The following is a 24,674-nucleotide window of genomic DNA, read 5'->3' as shown; positions in this document are numbered from 1 at the left end:
GTTTAGGTTTAGGTTTAGGTTAAAAGCCAAATCAGCTTAATAGAACACGCGAAGCCATAGAAGCCAGTTATGTTTATGACTGGCTTTTTTATTAGCTGAACGTCACAAACTCAATTTTTTATATGGAACATTTTGCATTGATGTGATTACGAAAACTGTTTAGTATGGCCGTACTATAAAAATGAATCTATAACGTCTTTGGATATCATGGCTTTACCTAAAACATTAATTCGGCTTTTTAAACCATACATTATTTTATTAACTGGAGGGATGCTCTATCTTGCTGCAGCTCAACTTGAAAAAGTAGAAACGACAGCAAAAGAACAATCACTATCAAATATTCGTATCGCAAGTTCCATCATCAATTCCAACATCGAAGCCACATTCGGCAAACTCTATTTTTTGGAAACCAGTTTAAGCTTATCTACATCAGGCCCCGTCGGTGAACAAAAATTCAGGGACATCAGTGACAATATTCTTAAGAGAACACCTAACTTCTCCGATATTGTTCAATACCAGCCTCAATCCCAACAATATATTTCAACTCGTGGCCTGCCTCTTTCTAATGAGCAGATCAATGCCATCCAGTGGAATCCAATAGATAGTGTTGTAGAAGGTTTTTACATCTCTTCTATCTATCAAAAACCCGATGGTCGTTGGGTTTTCGCGATCAAACACACGACGGAAAAGTTGAACAAAGAAATATGGATTGAGTTTGACCTTTTGCATACCACACAAGGCCTGAGAGACTTAAAGACATTAGACCGTGGCTATGTATTTGTGGTTGATAGAGCAACCGAACGACTGGTTTTCCATCCTGATCCGAAACGCATTGGCTCCAAATCCATCAGCTATCATGCAGGCATCAGCCACCAACTCTCTCAAGGTGAGACCGTCGGCCAACACGAATACTACTATCAAGATAATTTCAAAATAACGGTATTTGATGCTGACAACAGCTTAAACTGGGTATTCGTCTCGGGCACTGATCGTCACGACATACTCACCAGCTCACACCAATTTACGCTAACTGGCGTGGTACTCGGGTCACTGCTTCTATTATGGATTGGCGCACACTACCTAGCTCACCGCTTGAACATATCGTTATCTCAACTGAATAAAGTTGATGATCTCGCCAGCTTTAAACGAGAGTTAAAAGCCATATTCAATAGCTTTACCTATCAAAAAGGCATTCAATTCTGCCTTTATCAAGCAGAGAGCCATTCATTCAGTACTATCGATTATCATGGAAACAAATCAACGGTACATTCTGACAAAGCCCTTGCTGAGCGATTTTCTCCCGAAAACATGGCTTATCGAAGCAGCAAATACGCGGATCCATTGGCACGTAAACTCAAAATACTCCAACGCCACTACTGTATCCCTTTGCACTCTCGTAACCAGCTAATCGCGGTGATTTACGTCAATGCGCCCTTGCCGATCAGCCAAAGTATTTTACGTATGATCAAAGATTACACCGAAGTCTCGTTGTCTAACTTACTGCTCCACCATCAATTGAGCAGTAAAGATCTCATGACTCAGTTAGACAACAAAAGTAGTTTTAACATCGCGATCGACAACTACGCATGCGAACCCGATACCTATGTAGCTCTGCTCGATATCGATAACTTTGACCACGTAAATCGAGCTTACGGTGAAGCGATTGGCGACAAGATGATTAAGCTTGCCGCAGAAGCGATGCGTTCTTACTTCCCTAAGCCAAAAGGGCTTTGCCTTGCTCGAGTTGGGGATAAGGAGTTCGCCGTTTTATTCAAAGCGAATGATGCGAAGGATGCCAAGCACCAATTGGAACAATGTCGAGTCAGCATCGCCGAGAAAACCATAGTCACTCCGGATATCACATTGTCACTCAGTATCAGCGTCGGGTTTTCGCAAATAGACGGCGAAACTGACTCTGCTTTAGCCCTTGCGGAACAAGCAAAGCTTATCGCACTACAACTTGGAAAGAATCGAGTAGAAGGTCACATTAGAGGCGTAGCCAAAGCGTCGTAGACATTAGCTAACACGCTCGTATCACACCGATTGGTACGATACCGATAACGAAAAAGCACCTAGGATTAATCCCCTAGGTGCTTTTGTTTTTATGGAAAGTCATTACAATGCGCGTTCGATACAACAATACCCTTTTTTAACGATACGAGCCTTATGAAGCTAAGTAACCGACTGCAAACTCTCCACTCCCTTGTCAGTAATGACTACCAACATATTTGGGACTGTTGTTGTGATCACGGCTTCTTGGGTGTTCAGCTATTATCTGACCACAAAGCACCGCAGATTCATTTTGTCGATATTGTCCCTTCTCTGATGAATGAACTGGAGGGCAAGTTAACGCGTTACTTTCCCCAAGATAATTCAGACCAACAAGCGGTTACCAGCCAATGGCAAGTCTACTGCTTGGATGTCGCAGCGATTCCATTAGAAAAGCACACTGGCAGACATCTAGTCATTATTGCGGGGGTGGGAGGCGATCTAACACAAAAGCTCGTCGACGATATTCATTGTAAGCATCCAGACAAAGCGATCGATTTTTTGCTTTGCCCGGTTCATCAGCAGTTCGAGCTAAGAAATCATTTAAAGGCGCTCAATTTCGGCCTAATTGATGAAGTGTTAATTGAAGAGAACCGTCGTTACTACGAGATTTTATTGGTCAGCAATAACCAAGGTGAAAGCGACAGAAATCTAGATGATAACGGCAATAACCGAACGGTAACTGAGATATCAAACGTCGGTGACAAGATCTGGACACCAAACTGTGATGAACAAGTGAAGGTATCACAGCAATACAAAGCCAAAACATTGCAGCACTACTTACGCATCCATCAAGGCCAAGAGAAGCAAGGCAAAACCAGTGAGGTTAAGCACATCATTGAGGCTTACCAAGCGATTTAACGTCCTCACTCTTTGACCATCCTTGTTTTAGCGCTTTAGAACATAGTGAGCACTGACTGCACTGTTTGAGTAGACAAAGTCCAATCAATAAAAAAGCCGACAGTTCAATGAACTATCGGCTTTTTTGATGCTATCGATTTGGTATGAGCTTACTGTTCTTGTTTCTTATAAGCCACATCAGGTTCATCAGTCGTTTCAACCTCACAGGGCGTATTAACCGTATCAAGAGCATAAACCGTATCAAGATAGTCGTCTTTCTCTTTCCACGTACTATTCAGCCAACTGTGGAAACGACGTTTAAACGCTTTATCTTCAAAATAATTACCGTTCACGTTCTCATCCATTGGGTGCAGTTTAATACGCACCACCACCTTGGTCATTTTACCCTTCAGCATGTCTTCAAATGGAGAAGCCTGATTTTCTGGATAAGCCAGAGTGACATCTACAATACCATCCAAAATTGGGCCCATAGCAGACAGAGCGAACGCCACACCGCCGGTTTTTGGCTTGAGTAGATGTCGATAAGGTGTTTTCGCTGTCGCCAGTTTCTCGTGGTTTGCACGAGTCCCTTCCACAAAATTCACCAAGGTTGTCGGTGCCCATTTGAACTTAGTACATGCCTTATTAATTGCCTCGAAATCATCATTGCGACGCTCAGGGTTACGAATCAAAAACTCACGTGAGTGACGTCTCATGAAAGGCATATCCAAGCCCCAACAAGCCAAACCAACAAAAGGAACGTACAGCAATTCATGCTTAAGGAAGAACTTAGTCATTGGCATCTTGTCTTTCAAGATCGAAGACAAGATCACGATATCCGCCCAACTGAGGTGATTCGACATCATCAAGTACCATTGCTTAGTCGAGATGTCTTCCCCGCCCTCAACTTGCCACTCGATATCGTTATTCACATTCAACATCCAAAGGTTAAGCGAAGCCCAACACCAAAATGTGAAGTTCGCTAAACGAGTACATGACTTTTGAACAATAGAGATTGGAAGAATCAGTTTGATGAGGCCAAAGAAGCTCACGGTAAACGCAGTCATTGCGGTATTGATGGTCACGAACAACACGTTCAAGGCCATACGAAGATTATCAAGCATAAAACACGGCTATATTGAGATCGAAAGCCGCCATTATACTCATCTATAAAATATTCTCTTTAGTTATTGGTGAATACATTAAGGGTCAAACCACGGAACTAATTTTGGTCTGTGCCCATAGAGCAACTCATCGTTATTAATCACAAGGAATCACATCAAAAAACAACAAAGATGTCATTTAGACACAGCAGTACGAAGTCTATTTGACATCATTCAAGTTAATTTTTACCGAATAAACAGTATTGATAAGCATTCTCACTAATGGCATGGTACATGCAACTCCAAAGTGTAAATAGTTGAGTATCCTTAATGAGATAACTTCTCTAAGTAAAGGTGATGATATGACAGATATTCCTCATGGTTTGGTAACTGGCAAAGTCTTACATAAAACACAATGGACAGATCAGCTGTTCTCACTGCAAGTCAGTGCGCCAATCTCGCCCTATCAAGCGGGACAGTTCACGAAACTTGGTTTACTTAACAACGAGGAGGAGCTTGTCAGACGTGCTTATTCCATGGTGAATGCGCCAGAGCACGAACAAGGTCATCAACATCTGGAATTTTTGATTATTAAGGATCAGAACGGGCAGCTTTCACCTCAACTTCATGAGTTGAAGGTAGGCGATGACATATTTGTAGGCAAGGACCCAAGCGGCTTTATGACGCTAAATGAGATTCCAGAGATCGCCGAGGATCTATGGATGCTTTCAACCGGAACCGCCGTTGGGCCTTTTATCTCAATGCTCGAAAGCATGCAGATACAACAGCAAAACGGCTCTGAATCTGAAAAAATCACCTCGTTCAAAAACCTTGTACTGGTTCATGCCGTAAGAACAGAGCAAGACCTCACGTATCAAGATCGAATCAATCAACTCGTTGAACACTTTCAGGGGAAACTACAATATGTGCCAATTATTTCTAGAGAATCAGTCACCGGAACTTTGCGCGGACGAATCCCAAGCTTGTTACTTGGAGGCGACCTTGAGCAAACCACGTCTGTCACTTTCAATCAAACCCGCAGTTTTTTCTACCTTTGTGGCAATCCGCAAATGGTTCGCGACACAAGTGAAGCACTAACCAACTTAGGTTTCGAGAAGCACTTACGCCGAAAGCCCGGCCAATTCAGCAGTGAAAACTACTGGTAATCACGGTCACCAATTCAATCAAAGCTAAAGCTTGTATTCAAAATACAGACAAGAGGTTTTATATGAGTCATTTACGTATTCCGTCACACTGGAAAATTCAACGTTCAACGCCATTTTTCACCAAAGACAACATACCGGCTGCATTGCTTAATCACCACAACACCGCAGAAGGTGTATTCGGGCAGATCTGCGTAATGAAAGGCACCGTCACCTTCTATGGTTTTGCCGATGCCGACGCGACAGAACCAGAAAGTGTTATTACGATCCTGGCTGGGCAATTTGCCACAAGTCCACCTCAATATTGGCATCGAGTAGAGCTTAGCGACGACGCACAATTCAACATTAACTTCTGGTCTGAGAAAGAGACTAAGAAGATGTTCAACACCCGAAAGTAAGATCCATTCAATATTGATGAACTTATAAGCAAGCTGCCTCGTACTGTGATTTTTAGTGTTCAATAAGTGAAGACAACAGACCAAATAACCATAGTAATTACAGTGACTAATGGTGATAGACAAGACAAAAAAACTCTAGCACACTGAACAGAGTTGCAGGGCATGTTGACCTATCGAGCTGATTTTTGCAGCCGTTTGTGGGTTATTTATATTTTAGGTAAGAGAGGAAGCCATGCTCAACATTGCTTTTTTTAGCTCAAAATCATACGACGAAAAATCATTTGAACTGGCAAAAGGCGAACTCAACGCCGAGTTCCATTTTCACGATTTTCGACTCACTACAACAACAGCAAAAATGGCGCACGACAACGAAGTGGTTTGTGCGTTTGTAAACGATGACCTATCGCGAGACGTGTTAGAGATTCTTGCTAAAGGCGGTACCAAGCTGATCGCGATGCGCTGTGCGGGCTTTGATAAAGTCGACCTAGACGCAGCCAAAGAGTTTGGTCTGCAAGTGGTTCGCGTTCCGGCTTATTCTCCAGAATCAGTAGCAGAGCACACAGTCGGCATGATGATGTGTTTGAATCGTAAACTACACAAGGCATACCAACGTACTCGTGATGCGAACTTCTCTCTTGAAGGCTTGGTAGGCTTTAACTTCCACGGTAAAACCGTTGGTGTGATCGGCTCTGGCAAAATTGGGCTAGCAACCATGCGTATTCTGAAAGGTTTAGGCATGAACATCCTATGCTACGACCCATACCCGAACCCATTGGCAAAAGAACTGGGCGCTAAATACGTTGAGCTCGACGAGCTTTACCAAGAGTCTGACGTGATTTCTCTGCATTGCCCAATGAGTAAAGAGAACTACCACCTGTTGGATGCAACGGCATTTGAGAAAATGAAAGATGGCGTGATGATCGTCAACACCAGCCGTGGTGAACTACTGGATTCAACCGCAGCAATCGAAGCGTTGAAACAAAGCAAGATTGGCGCGCTTGGCCTTGATGTCTACGACAACGAGAAAGAGTTGTTCTTCCAAGACAAATCTAACGATGTGATTGTGGATGACGTATTCCGTCGCTTATCTGCTTGTCACAACGTATTGTTCACAGGTCACCAAGCCTTCCTGACTAAAGATGCTCTGTTCAACATTGCCAATACAACGCTCACCAGTGTTGATGCCTTTTTTACAGGTAACACCAGCGGCAACGAACTGGTTTAACAACAACTTGAGTTAATAGCAGACTGAGTTAGTAATAGACTCAATCTAGAAACACAAAGCCACGCTATTCCTAAGTGAACAGCGTGGCTTTTTCGTTTATCCAGTATTCTAAAACCGTTCCTAGACGCAGAAATGACAATCTTCGGTATCTAAGCCATAGACACCGTTTCTAATGGCAAGGTGCTCTTCCCCTGCTTTCACACCCATCTCATAACCTGCATTCAAGACCGTTTGATCCATTGTCAAACGCTTCACTGCAAACGCTTCTGGTGGCGCAATCACCTTGATGGTCGCATCTTTTGGAGGGTTACGAATGAACTCCAAAGACTGGTTATAGTTTTCGGCACGCACCGCCATCGACTCTGCAATATTCGGGAATTTCTTTAGCAGCTTTTTCAGCATCCACTGATACTTCTGCGGCTTCATTCGGTAGCTTAATGGGTGAGAAAGAATCACGGTAATGTCTCGTGCACCACGACGATAGGCTTCGCGAACCGGAATAGAGTCGGCTACACCACCATCGGTATAGCAACCACCAGAGAAGCACGGTGTTTCACGGTAAGCGATAGGTAGAGCTGTTGTTGCTTCAACCACGTTAGAAAGGTTTTCTGGCTTGATGTGATAGTAGTCTGCACTGCCAGTATCGACGTTAGTTACAGCAGCAATTAAAGGAACACTTGAGAACAGCTGACCGCAATCAAGCGGATAACGTTGGTTAGATTCATCCCACAACCACTTAACGTCGACCAAATTGCCACCTTTAGCAAAGCGAGCAGGGTTAAAGAACGTTTTATCGGTCGCCATAGTGGTGATCACGTTGTAGCTACGCTTCGGAGCTTGAGATAAGTAACCAACCAAATTGGACACACCTGCTGATACGCCGATGGCAAAATCATAAGGACGGAAATCGTCTTGCATAAAGGCGTCCAACACTCCGGCAGCGAAGATGCCTCTCATTGCCCCACCTTCAACGATTAATGCGCTCTTACTCATCTCAAACTCTTCTACTTTATAAACTGATAGTCGTAGAATAATCCGATCGTTCTTACAAAGATAATGGGATAAATTTATCAATTCGATAGGTAAAAACTATCAATGTGAATAGTTCAACTTTTCAATGATTTAGGGTTGCTTGATGATCAGCGAGATCAAAAAAGGCCATCGAGTGATTAACTCAACAGCCTTTCAACTATTTAAACGAGTGTATTGATTACGACTTAAATTCGCTCACGTCGATTTCAAGCAGTTTACCAATGCCTTCACCGTATGCAGGGTCGGCTTTGTAACAGTGTCTTAGGTGACGCAGTTGAATCTCTTTAGGAACGCCGCCTAGGTTACGAGCAGTGTTATCAAACAGAATCGCTTGTTTTTCTGGTGTCATTAGACGGAACAGATCACCCGGTTGCGAGAAGTAATCTTCGTCTTCGCGGTGATCCCAGTGCGCCGCAGCGCCATCTAGGTTCAATGCTGGTTCAGCAAAGTCTGGTTGCTCTGCCCATTGGCCTTCGTTGTTTGGCTCATAGCCAAGTGTGCTACCAAAGTTACCATCAACACGCATCGCACCATCACGATGGTAGCTGTGTACAGGACAACGAGGTGCGTTTACTGGGATATGCTGATGGTTAACACCCAAACGGTAGCGCTGTGCATCACCGTAAGCAAACAGACGGCCTTGTAGCATCTTGTCTGGTGAGAAGCTAATACCCGGAACCACGTTTGCCGGGTTGAATGCAGACTGCTCAACTTCAGCGAAGAAGTTTTGCGGGTTACGGTTCAATTCAAACTCACCCACTTCTATTAATGGGTAATCTGCATGAGGCCAGATCTTAGTTAGATCGAACGGGTTGTATGGCACTTTCGCTGCATCCGCTTCTGGCATCACTTGTACTTTCAACGTCCATTTAGGGAAGTCTTGGTTATCAATGCTGTCTAGCAAATCACGTTGGTGGCTTTCACGATCGTCACCGATCACTTGTGCCGCTTCTGCATCAGACAGGTTTTTAATACCTTGCTGAGATTTGAAGTGGAACTTAACCCAGAAACGCTCGTTGTCTGCATTAATAAAGCTGAATGTATGGCTACCAAAACCATGCATGTGACGGTAAGTAGCAGGAATACCACGGTCACTCATTACGATGGTGATTTGGTGAAGCGCTTCAGGTAGAGAGGTCCAGAAATCCCAGTTGTTCTTCGCACTGCGCATGTTGGTGCGAGGGTCACGCTTAACCGCATGGTTTAGGTCTGGGAACTTGAGAGGATCACGAAGGAAAAATACTGGGGTGTTGTTACCCACCATATCCCAGTTGCCTTCTTCGGTATAAAACTTCAATGCAAAGCCGCGGATATCACGCTCAGCATCGGCAGCACCGCGCTCACCGGCAACCGTAGTAAAACGTGCAAACAGGTCGGTCTTTTTGCCTATTTCAGAAAACAGTTTTGCCTTGGTGTATTTGGTAATGTCATGCGTAACAGTAAATGTACCGTAAGCGCCTGAACCTTTCGCGTGCATACGACGCTCTGGAATGACTTCGCGGTCAAAATGCGCCATCTTTTCTAAAAACCAAACATCTTGAAGAAGTTGAGGACCGCGCTTACCCGCAGTTTGAACATTCTGGTTATGAGCAACAGGACAACCCGCAGCTGTAGTTAGTTTTTTACTCATGATCTATTCCTTAAGGTCCAAAGGTGCAGCAATAGTGAGTGCACCTTGATATTTATACTGGCTTCCTTTCAAAAGCCCCTAAAATATTATGGATATAGAATAGACCTCTAATGGTATAAAATATAATCGTTTCTATTTATCGTTGCTATCTATAAAACCTATCGAACCATGATGTTAAGTAACCAATTGTCAAACCTCACTTTATTTCAAGATCGCATGGCCTACTTTCAGAGTCGCAGCGATATTTCTCGCCGTTCTGGTAAGGTTTAGTTCGGCTTCTAGCAGAACTTGGTCAAGTGACTGAGGAGAACGAACCGTACCAAACAAGCTGTTCATTTCACCATAAAGTGCTTCTACTTCTGTTCCCAGTGAGCCAGCAATGCCTATGATCGGAATGCCTTGTAAGCTCGCTCGTTTAGCAATGCCATAAGGCGTTTTCCCTTGCAGAGTTTGGTTGTCCATCTGCCCTTCGCCAGTAATCACCAAGTCGGCACCTTTCAATAGATCATCAGCTTGCAAAACATCGAGCACCATCTCAATGCCGGGTTTAATTTGGATATTGAATAACAAACCAAGCCCCATCGGCGTGCCACCAGCTGCGCCATAACCCACGCGCTTGTAAACAGGCTCATCGCCACCGGCATAACCTTGCGTTTCTGCAACTTGAGCAAAATTCTCAAGCGCCTTATCCAGCGTCACAACTTGTTCTGGGCTTGCGCCTTTTTGTGGGCCGAATATATAGCTGGCACCGTTATCACCACACAATGGATTATCCACATCGCACGCCACAATCAACTCAATATCGGAGCAACGAGAATCGACGCCTGTAAGATCAATTGAAGCCAAATCCGCTAGCACAGCGCCACCTCGGCTGAGCTCTTGCCCTGCACGATCAAGCAATTTACCACCTAACGCTTGTACAATGCCTGCACCACCATCATTGGTCGCACTGCCACCCAATCCAAGAATGATGGTTTGAGCACCCTGCTCTATCGCTTCTAATATCAGCTGTCCGGTACCAAAAGAAGAAGCAACCAAAGGATCGCGCTGTTCTGGTGTCAGCAAGTCTAAACCAGACGCAGCAGCTATCTCTATCAAAGCCGTTCTCTTGGAGCTCTGAACTGACGGTTCTAACATCGCCCATTCAGCACTAATCAATGTTCCCAATGGCCCTTGAACTTTATTTGTTCGCTTTTGTCCGGCTAAACCTTGTAGCAATACATCTACCGTACCTTCGCCACCATCGGCCAGAGGTAAAGTCACATAGTCAGCGTCAGGGAAGATTTCACGAAAACCCTTTTCAATACACGCCGCCACCGATACCGCCGATAAAGATTCTTTAAACGAGTCTGGTGCAATAACAATTTTCATAGAAGCTGGCTCCAATACTTCACAAATATCTACCAAGCAATAGTACAAAAACAACAAAACCACTATATAGAAGACGGGTCAACTGTGCGTACTTCCCTCTCCGAATTTGACCAACACCTCAGATTTCACCGCCACTATTTTATATTCAGTAAAGTTACGGTTGGTTAATAACCCATCTTTTGACAAGTTTAATCCCGCCAAATTGTCTAATTTCACCTCAATTAGTCGTAGAAACCAGATCCTGAACACGCTTTTTGTTTCGCATTGCGGAATCCTTAAATCTTTTTGTTCCACTTTTTAACCAGTTAACAGTTATTAGAGAAAAACTTAATAAGGAAATATTTCGTAACTTTGCTCACAGAATTTTTTCGGAATAAAAACAATAATTGATTCCGTATTATGGAATTCAAATTATCGGAGAACACAGATGCCTTTAGTATCAACAGAAAAACTACAACAAGAATACGAACGAATCCTTTTAGCTCGCGACATGAAGCCAGAGATGGCAACCAAGCTTGCGGCTGGTTTTGTTGAGATGGCAAACGAAGGCACATACTCACATGGCATCAACCGTTTTCCTGTATTCATTGACCAAGTAGATAAAGGTCAAATCAAACTCAATGCAGAACCAGAATGCGTTAACAGCATGGGTGCACTCGAGCAATGGGATTGTAACTACGGTCCTGGCGTTCTTAACGGTCTTATCTGTGCAGAACGTGCCATGGAATTGGCTCGTGACTACGGCATTGGCATGGTCGGTATGCGTAATTCTAACCACTGGATGCGTGGCGGTGCTTACGTATTGAAAATGGCTCGCGAAGGTTTTGCAGGAATTGCATCAACCAACTCAATCGCAGTGATGCCAGCATGGGGTGGTAAAGATCACCGTGTTGGTTCAAACCCTCTCATCATGGCGGTTGCGGGCGATCCACCGGTGGTTGTTGACTGTTCAATGAGCCAATTTTCTTACGGCCAACTACAAAACTTCGTGCTTGCTGACAAAGAACTACCTGTTGTTGGTGGCTTTGACAACGAAGGTGAACTCACTAAAGACCCGCATGTACTGTGGGAAAACAAACGCCTACTTCCAATGGGTTTCTGGAAAGGTTCATCAATGGCAATCGTACTTGACATGATGCTAACGGCAATCACTGGCGGCCACTCAGTACCAGCGCTGACTGAAGATATGGGTGGTGAGTTTGGTGTATCTCAATTCCTTATCGCTATCGACTTAAGCAAGACAATGGATCAAAGCACTTACGCACAAGAGATGAAGCGCATCCGCGATTACGTGCTTGAGTCAGAGCCTGCAGAAACGGGTTCAGTGATGATTGCTGGTTCTGAAATTGAAAACTTCATTAAGAAACACGAAGCAGCTGGCGGCATTGAAATTAACGATGGAATTTGGGAACAAATTACGTCTCTGTAATTAGCCAAAGGTAGGGAAAGCGTTATGCAAAGTGTATTAAAGAGTATTTGGAAAAGTATCGATGTCATCATGGCGGTCATTCTGACCTGTATGGTTGCGCTCGTATTTACTAACGTAGTTTTACGTTATGGCTTTTCTTCTGGTCTTCGTCCCTCTGTAGAACTATCTCGCCTTGGTCTTGTATGGGTTGTCATGCTCGGTGCCGCCGTTGTGCTGCGCCGAGGTGAACACCTCGCTGTTGCAGAGTTTTCTGAACGACTCTTCCCAAAAGCAGTACCCGTACTAAGACGTATCTGCTGGGTAATAGTACTGATTTCTGTCGGCATGCTTTACGTCGGTTCATACCGTCAAATGATGTCTAACTGGTCAGATATTTCTCAGCTTACAGGGCTTCCTTCAGCATTATTTTACTTAGCCGGTGTGGTGTCAGGTTTGTTAATGGGCGTGATTGCCTTTATGCGAATCTTCAAGCCCGACTGGCAGCTAGATAGCTTAGATGAGGAGAAAGAATAATGACGTTAGCCATTTTCTTATCGGTATTGATTGTCTCAATCTTACTTGGTCTTCCTGTTGCGTTTGCACTGTTATTGTCTTCAATGGCGCTGATGCTTCACATGGACTTCTTTAGTGCAGACATTCTTGCGCAGTCTTTAATTAATGGTGTCGACAGCTTCACTCTGCTTGCCATTCCATTCTTCCTCATTGCGGGTGAAGTAATGGCATCGGGTGGCTTGTCGCAGCGTATTGTTCGCCTAGCAACCACTTACGTTGGACATCGTCAAGGTGGCTTAGGTTACGTTGCTATCATGACTTCGGTACTGCTTGCTGGCCTTTCTGGTTCAGCTGTAGCAGATGCAGCAGCCTTGGTCAGTATTCTTTACCCAATGATGAAAGCAGCGAAATACCCAGAAGCACCTTCAATGGGCTTACTTGCTTCAGGCGGTATCATCGCACCCGTTATTCCACCTTCAATCCCTCTGATCCTTGTAGGTGTTGCTGGCGGTATCTCGATCAAAAACCTATTCCTAGGCGGCATCGTTCCTGGCCTGTTAATGGGTATGACATTGATGTTTGTGTGGCGCTGGACGGTTCGTAAAGAAAACTTAGAAACGTCTGAACGTGCAACAAAGGCTGAAAAACGCGCGGCACTTAAAGATGGCGTATGGGCATTGATGTTACCAGTCATCATCATTGTCGGTATTCGCTTTGGTATTTTTACACCGACAGAAGCCGCTGTAGTCGCCGCCACTTACGCTATTTTCATCTCAACGTTTGTTTATAAAGAACTCACTATTAAGAAGTTCTACCACATCGTACTCAACGCTGGTCGCTCGACCGCAATGGTTATGTTCTTGGTGGGTTGTGCAATGGTCGCTGCGTGGTTAATTACTGTTGCTCAGCTTCCTCAACAACTCGCAGAAATGTTAGGTCCACTGGTGGATAGCCCACGCCTATTAATGGCAGTAATTATGTTGCTCGTACTTTGTGTCGGCATGGTTATGGACTTGAGCCCAACGATTCTAATCCTTGTACCCCTTTTAATGCCTGTCATCAAGATGGCTGGGATTGACCCAACGTACTTCGGCCTACTGTTCGTTATCAACTGTTCAATTGGCTTGATTACGCCTCCTGTAGGCACCGTACTAAACGTAGTGTGTGGTGTAGCGAGAGTACCAATGTCGACTGCAGTGAAAGGTGTATTGCCCTTCATCGCGGCTTACATGGCTCTGCTCACACTGTTTGTCATCTTCCCAAGCATTATCACTGTGCCAATGTCGTTTGTCATTGGTTAATCCTCGACGGAGAAAATAATAATGAAAACCCTACTAAAACTTACTCTACTCGCTTCGACTATCGCAATGAGCTCTAGCGCTTTTGCCGCTACGACTCTAAAACTGGCGCACGCTGCACCAGAGTCGGATTTGCAACAAGACCTATCTTTGTTCTTTAAGAAAGAAGTAGAAGCTCGTTCAAACGGCGAAATCAAAGTAAACATCTACCCACAAGGTCAATTGGGCAGTGATAAGCAAATGATCGATGGTTCACGTGCTGGCATCGTCGATTTAGCGATGGTTGGCTTGAACAACTACAACGGCCTAATGCCTGAATCAGCGGCCTTCACTCTGCCGTTCATGTTCCCAGATCGTCAAACAGCATACAAAGTACTGGACGGCGAGCCGGGTAAAGAAGTGTTAGCGAACTTTGAAAAATTCGGTCTTAAAGGTCTTGGTTTCCCTGAAAATGGTTACCGCAACATGACCAACAACGAAAAACCTATTCGTGTTCCTTCAGATGTTGAAGGCCTACAAATGCGTGTGAATGGCTCGAAAGCGCTAAACGACATGTTCAATGAGCTCGGTGCTAACCCGCAGCAGCTTCCAGTATCTGAACTTTATACTGCACTTGAAACAGGCGTTGTTGACTCTCAAGACCACCCAATTTCTGTAACGCTGTCTTTCAAGTTTGATGAAGTACAAAAATACCTAAGCCTTACACAACATGCTTACTCACCATTAGTTCTAACAATGAACCTACGTAAGTTCGACAAGCTAACTGAAGATGAGCAAAAGATTATCGAAGAAGTTTCTGCTGAAGCCGTAGCAATGCAACGTGAGCTAAGCATCCAGAAAGAAGACAAGATGATTGCTCAACTAGAAGCAAACGGCATGCAAGTAAACCGTGACGTTGATGGTGCTGCTTTCCAACAAGCTATCCAACCAGTTTGGAGCGCTTACATCGAGAAAAATGGCGATGTGATGATCAACAAGATCAAACTAGCAGCTAAGTAACGTAATTGAGTGCGATTGCCTAGTCCTCTTTTTTAGCTAGGAAGTTTAGCTAGGCAATCCGCTCGTCATTCACTCAATCCAACATGGGCAAACACAATGTCTCAACAACAAAAAACATACCAAGAATTAAAAGAACGCGTGTTCGCAGCAAACTTGCAGCTTCCTAAATATGGCTTAGTGACTTTCACTTGGGGCAATGTCTCTGAGATCGACCGCGAACGTGGCGTGATTGCAATAAAACCGTCAGGTGTTGAATACGATGTAATGACGGCAGATGACATCGTTGTTCTCGATTTAGAAGGCAACCGCATTGAAGGCAAGCTGAACCCTTCAAGCGACACGGCTACGCACATTGAGCTTTACAAAGCCTTCCCAACCATTGGCGGCATCGTTCACACGCACTCTCGTAACGCAACAATTTGGGCACAAGCCGGCCGAGACATTCCAGCGCTGGGCACAACACACGCCGATTACTTCTACGGTGATGTACCTTGTACTCGCCTGCTAACAAAAGCTGAGATCGAATCTGATTACGAGAAAAACACAGGCTTGGTGATCATCGAAGAATTCAACCAACGTGATATCGACCCGCAAGCAATGCCAGGTGTCATCATCGCAGGCCACGCACCATTTACATGGGGCAAGGATGGTTCAGATGCAGTGCACAATGCAGTGGTAATGGAAGAGATTGCTGCCATGGCAACAGCCACTCGCGCTATCAGTCCAGAAGTAGCGATTCAACCTGAGCTGCTAGATAAACACTACAACCGTAAACACGGCAAGAACTCATACTACGGACAGAAGTAAGGCCTCGCACATGCATAAGTCATCACCGCATAAGTCCTATAAACATAAATTGTATAAGCACAAGCTATTGGCGTTAGATCTCGATGGGACGGTGCTCAACTCGCAGCACACGATTAGCCAAGAGTTAGTCGAAGCCATCAAGCAAGTCGCTCAACACACTCATGTGGTTATCGTTACGGGCCGCCATCATGTCGCGGCAAAACCTTATTACGATCAGCTTGGTTTATCGACTCCAATAATTTGTTGTAATGGCACTTACATCTTTGATTACCAAAACGATACGGTCATTCAAGAAAACGCAATCGACAAAGAAATTGCGGCTGAGTTTATCACCCTATCTCAAGCTCATGATCTGAAGATGGTGATGTATGTGCGTGATGCAATGCTCTACTCAAGAGATCGCCCAATTGAATACATGGAAGCGCTATTGACGTGGTCTCAAACCTTTCCAGAAAGCCAGCGACCAAACATTCAAAAAGTCGACGACTTCCAACATGAAGCACAAGTTTCAGAGTATGTGTGGAAGTTTGTCGTTGAAGGTGAAGTAAACACATTCGCAGAGATTCCTTTTGTGAAAGAGAACTTCAACGGCGAACGATCTTGGATTGATCGTGTCGATTTCGCAGCAACAGGTAATAGCAAAGGTAATGCCTTGACTCGCTACATTGAGCCGCTCGGTATCAGCCTAGAACAGTGTGTCGCGATTGGTGATAACCACAATGACATTTCGATGCTTAAAGCAGCGGGACTTGGCATCGCAATGCAAAACGCAGATGACACCGTAAAAAGCTCAGCCAACCTTATCACGCCTAAAAATAATGACGATAAGACAGGGTTAGCGACGCTTTTACAAGACCTATTTAGTGCCCATTAATTTAAAGCATCGGCTTTATTAAGCTGTTTATATTTAAAGAGAATTTTTATGTTAGTCGGAAATACTCAACCTACGCAGATCAGTAAGTCGTACCCTGTCGTTATTCAAAACGTGCTTGAGTACTTGAACAGTCTCGACCAAGAAAAACTCGCATTAGGTCGCCATGAACTCCCTGGTTTTGATTCAAAACAAGCATGGTTTGTTGTATTGGAATATGACAAAGAGCCTCTAGGAAACTTCCAACCTGAAGTCCATAAATACCATTCTGACTTGCAGATCATTCTCGAAGGTTCTGAAGTGATGGCATGGGCGATCGACACTGGCGAACACAGCAACGCACAACCTTATAACCAAGAACGTGACCTTCAGTTTTACGAATACCCAGGAATTGAACTCAGCTTCATTCATGCAAAACGCAATCAATTTTATTTATTCACACCAAATATCGTGCATATCACCAATATTGAAAATGATGACAGCCAACCCGTTAGAAAACTGGTGGTGAAAATTCACAACGATTTACTGGAAGCCAAATAATGAATTACTACATTGGAATTGATTCTGGCGGCACTTTTATGAAAGCCGCGTTGTTTAACGCAAAGGGTGAACAACAAGGCCTTGCCCGCGTATCGGCGAGCGTCATCAACGAAAAACAAGGTTGGGTAGAACGCGACCTAAACGCACTATGGGGTAACGCTGTCGATGTCATTAAGCAGCTTTTAGAGACCACAAAAGTAGAACCGACCTCTATCAAAGGCTTGAGCATTTCAGCCCAAGGCAAAGGTGTTTACCTTCTTGATAAAGAGGGACAAAACCTCGGCCACGGCATTATGTCTTCTGACTCGCGTTCACTGCCTATCGTTAAAGAGTGGCTAGAACAGGGTAAAGCAAAAGAGATCTATCCAACCACACTGCAAACACTGTGGACAGGTCACCCTGTATCGATTATTCGCTGGATCAAAGAAAACGATGCCGAACGATACAACAACATTGGCGCAGTGATGATGTCTCACGACTACCTTCGATATCGCTTAACGGGCGAAGTCGCAGCAGAACTGACCAATATTTCAGAAAGTAATTTTTTCAACTCCATCACTGGTGAGTATGACAAAGCCCTTCTGGAAACCTTTGGCATTGAAGAAGTTTGGGATGCGCTACCACCAGTAGTCAAACCTCAACAGCAAGCAGGGAAAATCACTGCGGCCGTTGCCAATGAAACCGGACTAGCAATAGGTACGCCGGTGTTCGGCGGTTTGTTTGATGTTGTGTCTACCGCGATCTGTTCTGGAATCAACTCTTCAGAAGATACCCTGAATTACGTGATGGGCACATGGGCGGTCACGTCTGGTATCTCAAAACAAGTGACTCAAGAATCACACAATTTTGTTTACGGCCATTACGCCGTCGATAACGAATACATCATTCACGAAGCGAGCCCGACTTCTGCGGGTAACTATGAATGGTTCGCCGACTACCTTGGTGAAAATGGCGAGCTTAACCACCAGCAAAATCAAGCGTTAGTCGAAGCATTAGATCCGGCATCAAGCAGTATCTACTTTGTGCCATTCCTTTACGGTTCAAACCAAGGGCTTGGCCTAAAGTCAGGCTTCTATGGTCTGCAATCGCACCATACTAAAGGGCACCTAATTCAAGCCATTTGGGAAGGCATTTTATTCTGTCACAACATTCACCTAGAACGTATGCGTCAGCGTTTTCCAAAAGCCAACATACTAAAAGTGACAGGCGGACCAGCATCTAGCCCTGTATGGATGCAAATGCTGGCTGACCTTACCGGCATGACCGTTGAAATATCAGACGTAGATGAAACCGGCTCATTAGGTGCCGCAATGATGGCAATGGTCGGCGCAGGTGAGTTCGCTTCATTAGAAGAATGTACTCAAGCCATCACTAATTCTACGTCACGTGTCGAGCCGAATCCTGAACACTACGACACTTACCAAAAGAAATATAAGCACTATCAAAGACTGGTGCAGTTGTTTAAACAATTTGAGGATGAAATAGATGCCTAAGCCCTTGTTACAAATGGCTCTTGATGCCACAGATATCGACACGGCATTAGCCTCAATAGAGCATGTTGCAGATAAGTTAGATGTGATTGAAATCGGGACGATTTTAGCCTTCGCCCACGGCGTAGATAGCGTAAGAATCCTACGAGAAAAATACCCAAATCACGTCATTGTCTGTGACATGAAAATCACCGATGCCAGCGCCATTTTAACGCGTCTAGCGATGGGTGCCGGCGCTAACTGGGTAACAGTAAGTGCAGCAGCACACATCGAAACTATTCGTTCAGCGAAGAAAGTAACGGATGAATTCGACGGCGAAGTGCAAATTGAGCTGTATGGACACTGGACAATGGAAGATGCGCAAGCTTGGGTCGACATGGGCATTAAACAAGCAATTTATCACCGTTCTCGTGATGCGGAACTTGCTGGTGTGAGCTGGACCGAAGAAGATTTGATAAAAATGCAGAAATTATCGGATATTGGAATTGAACTATCCATTACTGGTGGTATTGTTCCTGACGATCTGCATTTGTTTAAGAATCTGTCTGCGAAATCGTTTATTGCTGGCCGAGCGTTAGCTGGTAGCAATGGACGTGACATCGCAGAAAACTTCCATACTGAAATAGGTAAACACTGGTAGCACATATATGAGTGAGCAAATTAAATCGTTGTCTAAAGCACTGACCGTATTGGAATTCCTTGGGAATTATCCTAATGGCGTTTCGTTACAAAAAGTGTCTGAAGGGACTGGCTTCAACAAGTCATCAGTCCACCGTATTTTAGCAACATTTGAAGACTCTGGTTATGTTGCTCAAATGTGTTCAGGTAAAGAATATCGCTTAACAATGAAGTTGGTTCAGCTTGGACACGCTGCTATCAACTCTGATGTCACTGGCACCGTTAAGCCATACCTATCTGAGCTACTCGACGATGTGAATGAAACGGTTAACTTCCTCTCTTTTGATGCTGACAACATCATTTTTAAAGACAAGTTTGAACCCGTTAATTCTTCCTTTAGAACTCGAACCTACGTAGGGCTGCATTCTCCAATGTATTGCTCAGCGGCAGGAAAATGTTACTTAGCATTTAGCTCTGACAGCGTTCGAGAAACCTATTGGAAACGCAATGTCAGCACAATGAAGCCGTTAACTGAAAACACGATTCTCGACAAGTCTCAGTTTTTTGGTGTTCTCGATAAAATTAAGAGCCGTGGTTATGCGCTCGATGATGAAGAGAACGAAGCGGGTATTTCTTGTGTTGCTGTCCCTATTTTTGACAAGAACAATTCTCCTGTATACGCGGTTAGCGTCTCTTCGCTTACGCCAAAAATGAAAGCTCTCGGCTACGAAGAGATCGCTAGCAGAATTCAAGACATAACAACGCGTATAGAACAACAACTCTTTTAAGGAAAAAGAATGTTTGATTCTAAAAACAAATTCAGATTAGGTATTTACGAAAAAGCGATGCCAACCACCCTTACATGGGAAGAGCGTTTGATTCACGCTAAAGAAGCTGGCTTCGACTTTGTAGAAATTTCAGTGGATGAAACCGATGAGCGACGTGCTCGTTTAGATTGGTCAGACGAAGAAATTTATGAGCTTCGCCGTCTATGTGAAAAGCACCAAATGCCTTTCCAATCAATGTGCCTAAGCGCACACCGTAAGTTTCCGTTTGGCTCAATGGATGATGCTATTCGCACTGAATCGCTGATCATCATGGAAAAAGCGATTTCATTGGCTTACAAGCTTGGTATTCGCTGTATTCAAATGGCGGGCTACGATGTGTACTACGAGCCGCAATCGGCTGAAACTCACGCTCGCTTCATTGAAGGCATGCAGCAAGCCACCAAAATGGCAGAACGCGCAGGTATCATGCTAGGTGTTGAGATTATGGATACTCCGTACCTCAACTCATTGAGTAAATTTGAAGTGCTTAAGCGTGAGATCCCATCACCTTACTTCATGGCTTACCCAGATGTCGGTAATATTTCGGGTTGGAACTACGACGTGTGTACCGAACTAAAACTAAGCCGTGATCACCTAGTACAAGTGCACCTAAAAGATACACTGCGAGTTTCAGAAATCTGCAAAGGCCAGTTCCGAGATCTTGTTATAGGTGAAGGCCAAGTCGACTTCCCAGCTATTTTCAAAACACTCGCTGAAATTGATTACAGCGCGCCATTAGTGATTGAAATGTGGGCTCAAAATGACAACTGGTTCGAAGATATCAAACAAGCGAAAGCAACATTGAAATCTATCGCAAACCAATCTGGCTTTGAACTGTAAGGAAACGACCATGACAATTTTTCGCACCGCTTTTTTTGAAGCCGATTTAACTGAAGAACAAAAGCAAGACTTCTACCAATACATGGAAAACGAAGTCGCGCCTATTATCCGCACATTTCCGAATAACCAAAGGCTAACGCTGAACAAGCCTGAAGCGATTGAAGCTGAGAGCCATAAAAACCTACTGCTGATGATGCAGCACAGCTACGAGAACGAGTCAGCAATGACTGCTGCTTTAGATTCTGAACAACGAATCAAAAGTATGCATGCGACCAAAGTGATTATTGAGAAATACAACATTCATGTTCATCACATCAATTTCGTTCGTGATTAACAACTTAATAGGCAATACACCGTAAAGTCTCAATCGAAAAGCAGAAGATCATCTTCTGCTTTTTTTATCGCTATCAATAAGGAATCACTATGAGAGTATTCCCGTTAAAAGATGCCCCACTGGTCTTACTGTCTCTGATATTTTTTATCTGGGGTTTAATTACAGTTTCAAGTAACTCGCTAATTCCACATTACAAAGAAGCTTTCTCTCTCGATTATAAAATGGCGATGCTATTTCCCATGGCCTTTTTTATCACCCGAATTACGGTGTCGCTTCCAACATCATTTGTCATGGCAAAAATTGGCTATAGAACTACGCTGAAGTTCTGCTTGATATGGTGCCTTCTGGGCTGTCTAGCCATGGCATATTTAGTACGAGGAGAAGAGCTTATTCCAACACTCATTGGGATCTTATTGATGGCCTCAGGTGTGTCAGCAATTCAAGTAGTGAGTTCACCTTACGTATCACTTCTCTCGACACCCGATAAGAGTGTTATACGTCAAAGTGTGGCAACAGCATCTAACTCCGTTGGCACTGTGCTTGGTCCGCTAGTGCTTACCGCTGTCATTCTCGTGGCTACAAGTTTTAACGTCGACAACACCGCCCATCAAGTTTCGTATCTGTTCTTATTCATCGCCCTGTTCTTTTTCGGCTTACTGGTATTTTTTAGCAAAATGAAGCTTCCAGATATCAAACCAAAACAGATGACTGGCTTTTGGCGAGGGTTAAGGCTTCTAATTAAAAATCAGCAGTTTATGAAGTTAGCGTTGGTACTGTTGCTGTACATCGGTGTCGAGGTCAGTTTTGGTACTTTTACTATTGCGTATCTTGCCGACCAGCAATATGGCGACCTTGGTTTGGTCTTCGCAACACAGATCATCGCTCTTTATTGGGTATTAATGTTTGTTGGAAGAGTGTTATTCGCCAAGTTTGGAAACACTGTAAACAAGCACTATCTCTTCTCACTGTCTTGCGTTATTGCCGCTTTGATTAGTGCCGTTGCGGTCTATCAAAATTATGTTTGGATTGGCTATTTGATGCTTGTCGTAGGGCTATGTAATTCTGCGCTCTACCCTATCATTTACGCACAAGCGCTACATGCATCAGGTAAGCAAAACTCACAAGGAGCAGCAATTCTCATTATGTGTTCAATTGGAGGGGTTGTTTTACCATTCGTACAGGCGAGTTTGATTGATGAGCTTTCGCTGAGTACGAGTTATATTGCGCCCGCATTAGCGTATGTATTAATGATAGTTTTGTACTGGTCTAGTTTAAAACACCGTGTTTAAACTGTTGGTTTAGATAGGTAACTTGGTTTAGTCAATCACTTGATTCAGTAACTAAGTCGATGACTAAAAAGTCAGCCTGATTGGCCTAGAAGATAGAGAAAGTGAACTGGAGAAAGATAAGGAAATGAATTTGGTGCTTCTGACGTTAGTTTGAATCAGTGAGTGGCTAATCACCACCACTGATCACACTTAACGCGGGTTATTTTAGAAATTAAACCCAAGCAGAAGCAACAAGTAGGATAATTGCACCCATGATAACGGTAGACTTAGCAAAAAATAGAACTTCATTCATTACTGAAGGTTTTGCTAGTGATACGTTGTTTTCATTCGTGATTACTGTAGCGTTCATACTGTGTTCTCATCGTTATGTGATCTGAGGTCAATTTTGCGCCGTTATGTGACCAAAGTCAATATTAACTGTAGTTTTATTACACAAAATTCAAGCCTTAACTCAAGTGCAGACCAACGAGAGTACACGATAGAGCCCTACTTTCCTTCTATACATATTTCCATTAAATCAACGGCTATTAGATACAAAAAAGCTCGAAGCCTGATCTACAGAATACTTCGAGCCTTTATACAGCAGTCGATACTCGACTTAATTCAATTGAGCTAACTCCGCTCGCATTGAATCGATAGCTTGTTGATAATCTTCACTATCAAAAATAGCAGAGCCCGCAACGAACATATCGGCACCCGCTTCAGCAATCTCTTTTATGTTGTTAACTTTCACACCACCGTCGACTTCTAAACGAATATTTCGGCCTGATTCATTAATGCGCGATCTGATTGAACGCAGCTTAGTTTCAGAGCTCAGGTCCGCTACCCACTTCCAAACCATTCGCTGGAACAAATTTAGTTATCTGCCCGTTTTCAACCATGTAGCAATCCATGCCTGCCGATGTCGCTGCGTGCTGGCCTATAATCGTATCTTCAAACACCACACAATCGCTCGGTTCAAGCTCTAACTGGCTAGCGACTTTCAGAAAAGTATCCGGGTTAGGTTTGTGATTTTCTACGTCATCTGAAGTCACAATCGTACGTATCATTGATGGGATATCGGTCGTCTTTAAAATCGCCCTTGCATGCTTGGCTTGAGCACCAGTGCCGATGCCTATCTTTTTCAACTGATACTGTTGCTGTAAGAGTGCGTATGTCTCTGGAATAACATCCCCTTTGTGCTCAATGGCTTCAAAGTTGGCAATTTTGTCCGAAGTAATTTGTTGAGCATCAAGAGTTAGATCGTAACGCTTAAGGATCTCTTGAGTCACTTTTCGCGATGGCATCCCACCAAGTTGATCGAGCCACTCTTTGTCGTAGGGAATACCAAACTTCTGACAAGTGTGTTCCCATGCATGAGCGTGTGCCACCATAGAATTGACCAGAGTCCCATCGAGATCAAAAATAATTCCTTTATATTTATCTAACTTTGGCATCGTCAATCTCTCATATTGTTTTGAGACTCATACTACTAATCACCATACATAAAACCTATTCATGATCGTCTTAATATGATCTTATTCAACAATCCGACAATTAAACGAATTGATGCAATAAAAGCCGTTGTTTTACTATTGAAATCATATTTTGAGCACATCTCACCCATTTTTACTTAAACCAAGTAGAGTTGCATAAATTGAAGATGATATAGTCCACGAAAATCAAATACCTTGGACACGACCATGCATTCTAGCGACATCATCAAATTGGCAAATTTAGGCGTTAATATCGAAATTTCAAAAGACTCTTCATTGCATCCTTCTGATGCGTTGGAAGTGGTAAAGATTGTTGCTGAAATCGGTAGCCAAATCGTCATCAAGAAAAAATACCATACGGACTACCTGATTCAGATGGCTGAAGTGGGCCGTGATCATGTGACGATCGCTGTTTAAGAACCGCCACTATTTCGAAATTGACATAACCTCAGCTTCAACAGTTTAGAGCGACATGTTGATATAAAAATGCAGCATATTGGGGGCAATATGCTGCATTTTCTCTTTTCGTTAGGAGCATCGAGAACGCAAAGAGA

Annotated in this window: 25 protein-coding genes and 1 pseudogene; 19 read left to right on the top strand and 7 right to left on the bottom strand. The window is 43.8% G+C overall.

The annotated features are described in order from the left end of the window. The first annotated feature begins 270 nt into the window (after positions 1 to 270). Together AB4180_RS03295 and AB4180_RS03290 are read left to right on the top strand one after the other, a co-directional pair. Entirely contained in the window at positions 271 to 2,013 is a 1,743-nt protein-coding gene (locus AB4180_RS03295) for a diguanylate cyclase domain-containing protein (protein WP_102249448.1), read from the top strand. 153 nt (positions 2,014 to 2,166) lie between these two features. Next, positions 2,167 to 2,910 (top strand): tRNA (adenine(22)-N(1))-methyltransferase TrmK, encoded by a 744-nt coding sequence (locus AB4180_RS03290; RefSeq protein WP_102249449.1) that lies wholly within the window; start codon positions 2,167 to 2,169, stop codon positions 2,908 to 2,910. Between the two features lie 149 nt (positions 2,911 to 3,059). Here AB4180_RS03290 and AB4180_RS03285 read toward each other — a convergent pair whose 3' ends face one another. After that, entirely contained in the window at positions 3,060 to 4,013 is a 954-nt protein-coding gene (locus AB4180_RS03285) for an acyltransferase (protein WP_102249450.1), read from the bottom strand. 341 nt (positions 4,014 to 4,354) lie between these two features. Between AB4180_RS03285 and AB4180_RS03280 the strand changes: the two genes are divergently transcribed. The 3 genes from AB4180_RS03280 to AB4180_RS03270 all read left to right on the top strand — a co-directional run bounded on the left by AB4180_RS03280 (position 4,355) and on the right by AB4180_RS03270 (position 6,778). Then, positions 4,355 to 5,158, top strand: coding sequence for a ferredoxin--NADP reductase (locus AB4180_RS03280; protein WP_102249451.1), 804 nt, complete (start codon positions 4,355 to 4,357; stop codon positions 5,156 to 5,158). 62 nt (positions 5,159 to 5,220) lie between these two features. After that, on the top strand, positions 5,221 to 5,553 hold the full coding sequence (locus AB4180_RS03275; RefSeq protein ID WP_102249452.1) for a DUF1971 domain-containing protein: 333 nt from the start codon (positions 5,221 to 5,223) through the stop codon (positions 5,551 to 5,553). A 232-nt stretch (positions 5,554 to 5,785) separates the two neighbouring features. Beyond that, the gene (locus AB4180_RS03270) at positions 5,786 to 6,778 is read left to right on the top strand and encodes a 2-hydroxyacid dehydrogenase (protein ID WP_012600151.1); all 993 of its coding nucleotides are present in this window, start codon (positions 5,786 to 5,788) and stop codon (positions 6,776 to 6,778) included. Positions 6,779 to 6,898: 120 nt separating this feature from the next. On the opposite strand, the gene AB4180_RS03265 is transcribed toward AB4180_RS03270, so the two are convergent. The 3 genes from AB4180_RS03265 to AB4180_RS03255 all read right to left on the bottom strand — a co-directional run bounded on the left by AB4180_RS03265 (position 6,899) and on the right by AB4180_RS03255 (position 10,811). Next, entirely contained in the window at positions 6,899 to 7,771 is an 873-nt protein-coding gene (locus tag AB4180_RS03265) for a patatin family protein (RefSeq protein ID WP_017096279.1), read from the bottom strand. 217 nt (positions 7,772 to 7,988) lie between these two features. Next, a complete protein-coding gene (locus AB4180_RS03260) occupies positions 7,989 to 9,440 on the bottom strand; it encodes a catalase (RefSeq protein ID WP_017100300.1) in 1,452 nt (483 codons plus the stop codon). A 201-nt stretch (positions 9,441 to 9,641) separates the two neighbouring features. Further along, entirely contained in the window at positions 9,642 to 10,811 is a 1,170-nt protein-coding gene (locus AB4180_RS03255; protein ID WP_102249453.1) for a glycerate kinase, read from the bottom strand. A 427-nt stretch (positions 10,812 to 11,238) separates the two neighbouring features. Between AB4180_RS03255 and yiaK the strand changes: the two genes are divergently transcribed. From yiaK to AB4180_RS03190, 13 genes are all read left to right on the top strand, one after another. Further along, positions 11,239 to 12,240: a 3-dehydro-L-gulonate 2-dehydrogenase gene (yiaK, locus tag AB4180_RS03250; protein ID WP_009845879.1), complete on the top strand. Its 1,002-nt coding sequence runs from the start codon at positions 11,239 to 11,241 to the stop codon at positions 12,238 to 12,240. Positions 12,241 to 12,264: 24 nt separating this feature from the next. Further along, positions 12,265 to 12,753 carry a TRAP transporter small permease gene (locus AB4180_RS03245; protein ID WP_012600147.1) on the top strand — a complete coding sequence of 163 codons (489 nt, stop codon included), beginning with the start codon at positions 12,265 to 12,267 and terminating at the stop codon, positions 12,751 to 12,753. Continuing rightward, positions 12,753 to 14,033 (top strand): TRAP transporter large permease subunit, encoded by a 1,281-nt coding sequence (locus AB4180_RS03240; protein ID WP_009845881.1) that lies wholly within the window; start codon positions 12,753 to 12,755, stop codon positions 14,031 to 14,033. Before AB4180_RS03245 ends, AB4180_RS03240 begins: the two co-directional genes overlap by 1 nt. Before the next feature lie 21 nt (positions 14,034 to 14,054). Continuing rightward, on the top strand, positions 14,055 to 15,029 hold the full coding sequence (locus tag AB4180_RS03235) for a DctP family TRAP transporter solute-binding subunit (RefSeq protein ID WP_012600146.1): 975 nt from the start codon (positions 14,055 to 14,057) through the stop codon (positions 15,027 to 15,029). Between the two features lie 96 nt (positions 15,030 to 15,125). Beyond that, positions 15,126 to 15,836: an L-ribulose-5-phosphate 4-epimerase gene (locus tag AB4180_RS03230; protein ID WP_102249454.1), complete on the top strand. Its 711-nt coding sequence runs from the start codon at positions 15,126 to 15,128 to the stop codon at positions 15,834 to 15,836. 10 nt (positions 15,837 to 15,846) lie between these two features. Beyond that, entirely contained in the window at positions 15,847 to 16,710 is an 864-nt protein-coding gene (locus tag AB4180_RS03225) for a Cof-type HAD-IIB family hydrolase (RefSeq protein WP_102249455.1), read from the top strand. Between the two features lie 48 nt (positions 16,711 to 16,758). Then, positions 16,759 to 17,247 carry a YhcH/YjgK/YiaL family protein gene (locus AB4180_RS03220; RefSeq protein ID WP_009845885.1) on the top strand — a complete coding sequence of 163 codons (489 nt, stop codon included), beginning with the start codon at positions 16,759 to 16,761 and terminating at the stop codon, positions 17,245 to 17,247. Beyond that, complete coding sequence (locus AB4180_RS03215; protein ID WP_102249456.1) at positions 17,247 to 18,740, top strand: FGGY-family carbohydrate kinase; 1,494 nt, start codon at positions 17,247 to 17,249, stop codon at positions 18,738 to 18,740. Before AB4180_RS03220 ends, AB4180_RS03215 begins: the two co-directional genes overlap by 1 nt. Beyond that, a complete protein-coding gene (locus AB4180_RS03210; protein ID WP_102249457.1) occupies positions 18,733 to 19,377 on the top strand; it encodes a 3-keto-L-gulonate-6-phosphate decarboxylase UlaD in 645 nt (214 codons plus the stop codon). Before AB4180_RS03215 ends, AB4180_RS03210 begins: the two co-directional genes overlap by 8 nt. Positions 19,378 to 19,384: 7 nt before the next feature. Then, complete coding sequence (locus tag AB4180_RS03205; protein ID WP_009845888.1) at positions 19,385 to 20,143, top strand: IclR family transcriptional regulator; 759 nt, start codon at positions 19,385 to 19,387, stop codon at positions 20,141 to 20,143. A gap of 9 nt (positions 20,144 to 20,152) precedes the next feature. After that, complete coding sequence (locus AB4180_RS03200; protein WP_102249458.1) at positions 20,153 to 21,022, top strand: L-ribulose-5-phosphate 3-epimerase; 870 nt, start codon at positions 20,153 to 20,155, stop codon at positions 21,020 to 21,022. Between the two features lie 10 nt (positions 21,023 to 21,032). Continuing rightward, the gene (locus AB4180_RS03195; RefSeq protein ID WP_102249459.1) at positions 21,033 to 21,356 is read left to right on the top strand and encodes a hypothetical protein; all 324 of its coding nucleotides are present in this window, start codon (positions 21,033 to 21,035) and stop codon (positions 21,354 to 21,356) included. A gap of 89 nt (positions 21,357 to 21,445) precedes the next feature. Continuing rightward, positions 21,446 to 22,645, top strand: a complete 1,200-nt coding sequence (locus AB4180_RS03190) for a sugar MFS transporter (protein WP_102249460.1) — start codon at positions 21,446 to 21,448, stop codon at positions 22,643 to 22,645. A 211-nt stretch (positions 22,646 to 22,856) separates the two neighbouring features. On the opposite strand, the gene AB4180_RS03185 is transcribed toward AB4180_RS03190, so the two are convergent. The 3 genes and pseudogenes from AB4180_RS03185 to AB4180_RS03175 all read right to left on the bottom strand — a co-directional run bounded on the left by AB4180_RS03185 (position 22,857) and on the right by AB4180_RS03175 (position 24,081). Beyond that, positions 22,857 to 22,994: a hypothetical protein gene (locus AB4180_RS03185; protein WP_012600138.1), complete on the bottom strand. Its 138-nt coding sequence runs from the start codon at positions 22,992 to 22,994 to the stop codon at positions 22,857 to 22,859. 249 nt (positions 22,995 to 23,243) lie between these two features. Further along, positions 23,244 to 23,447: pseudogene (locus AB4180_RS03180) on the bottom strand (ribulose phosphate epimerase); the annotation flags it as partial. A 4-nt stretch (positions 23,448 to 23,451) separates the two neighbouring features. After that, the gene (locus tag AB4180_RS03175; protein WP_102249461.1) at positions 23,452 to 24,081 is read right to left on the bottom strand and encodes an HAD family phosphatase; all 630 of its coding nucleotides are present in this window, start codon (positions 24,079 to 24,081) and stop codon (positions 23,452 to 23,454) included. A gap of 246 nt (positions 24,082 to 24,327) precedes the next feature. Between AB4180_RS03175 and AB4180_RS03170 the strand changes: the two genes are divergently transcribed. Further along, positions 24,328 to 24,537 (top strand): hypothetical protein, encoded by a 210-nt coding sequence (locus AB4180_RS03170; RefSeq protein WP_009845895.1) that lies wholly within the window; start codon positions 24,328 to 24,330, stop codon positions 24,535 to 24,537. The last annotated feature ends 137 nt before the right edge of the window (positions 24,538 to 24,674 follow it).

Origin of the sequence: Vibrio sp. 10N.286.49.C3, assembly GCF_041469545.1 — a bacterium.
Taxonomy (GTDB): Bacteria; Pseudomonadota; Gammaproteobacteria; order Enterobacterales; family Vibrionaceae; genus Vibrio; species Vibrio tasmaniensis_A.
The sequence above is the reverse complement of the archived record's forward strand: the minus strand, read 5'-3'. Positions and strand labels throughout refer to the sequence as shown.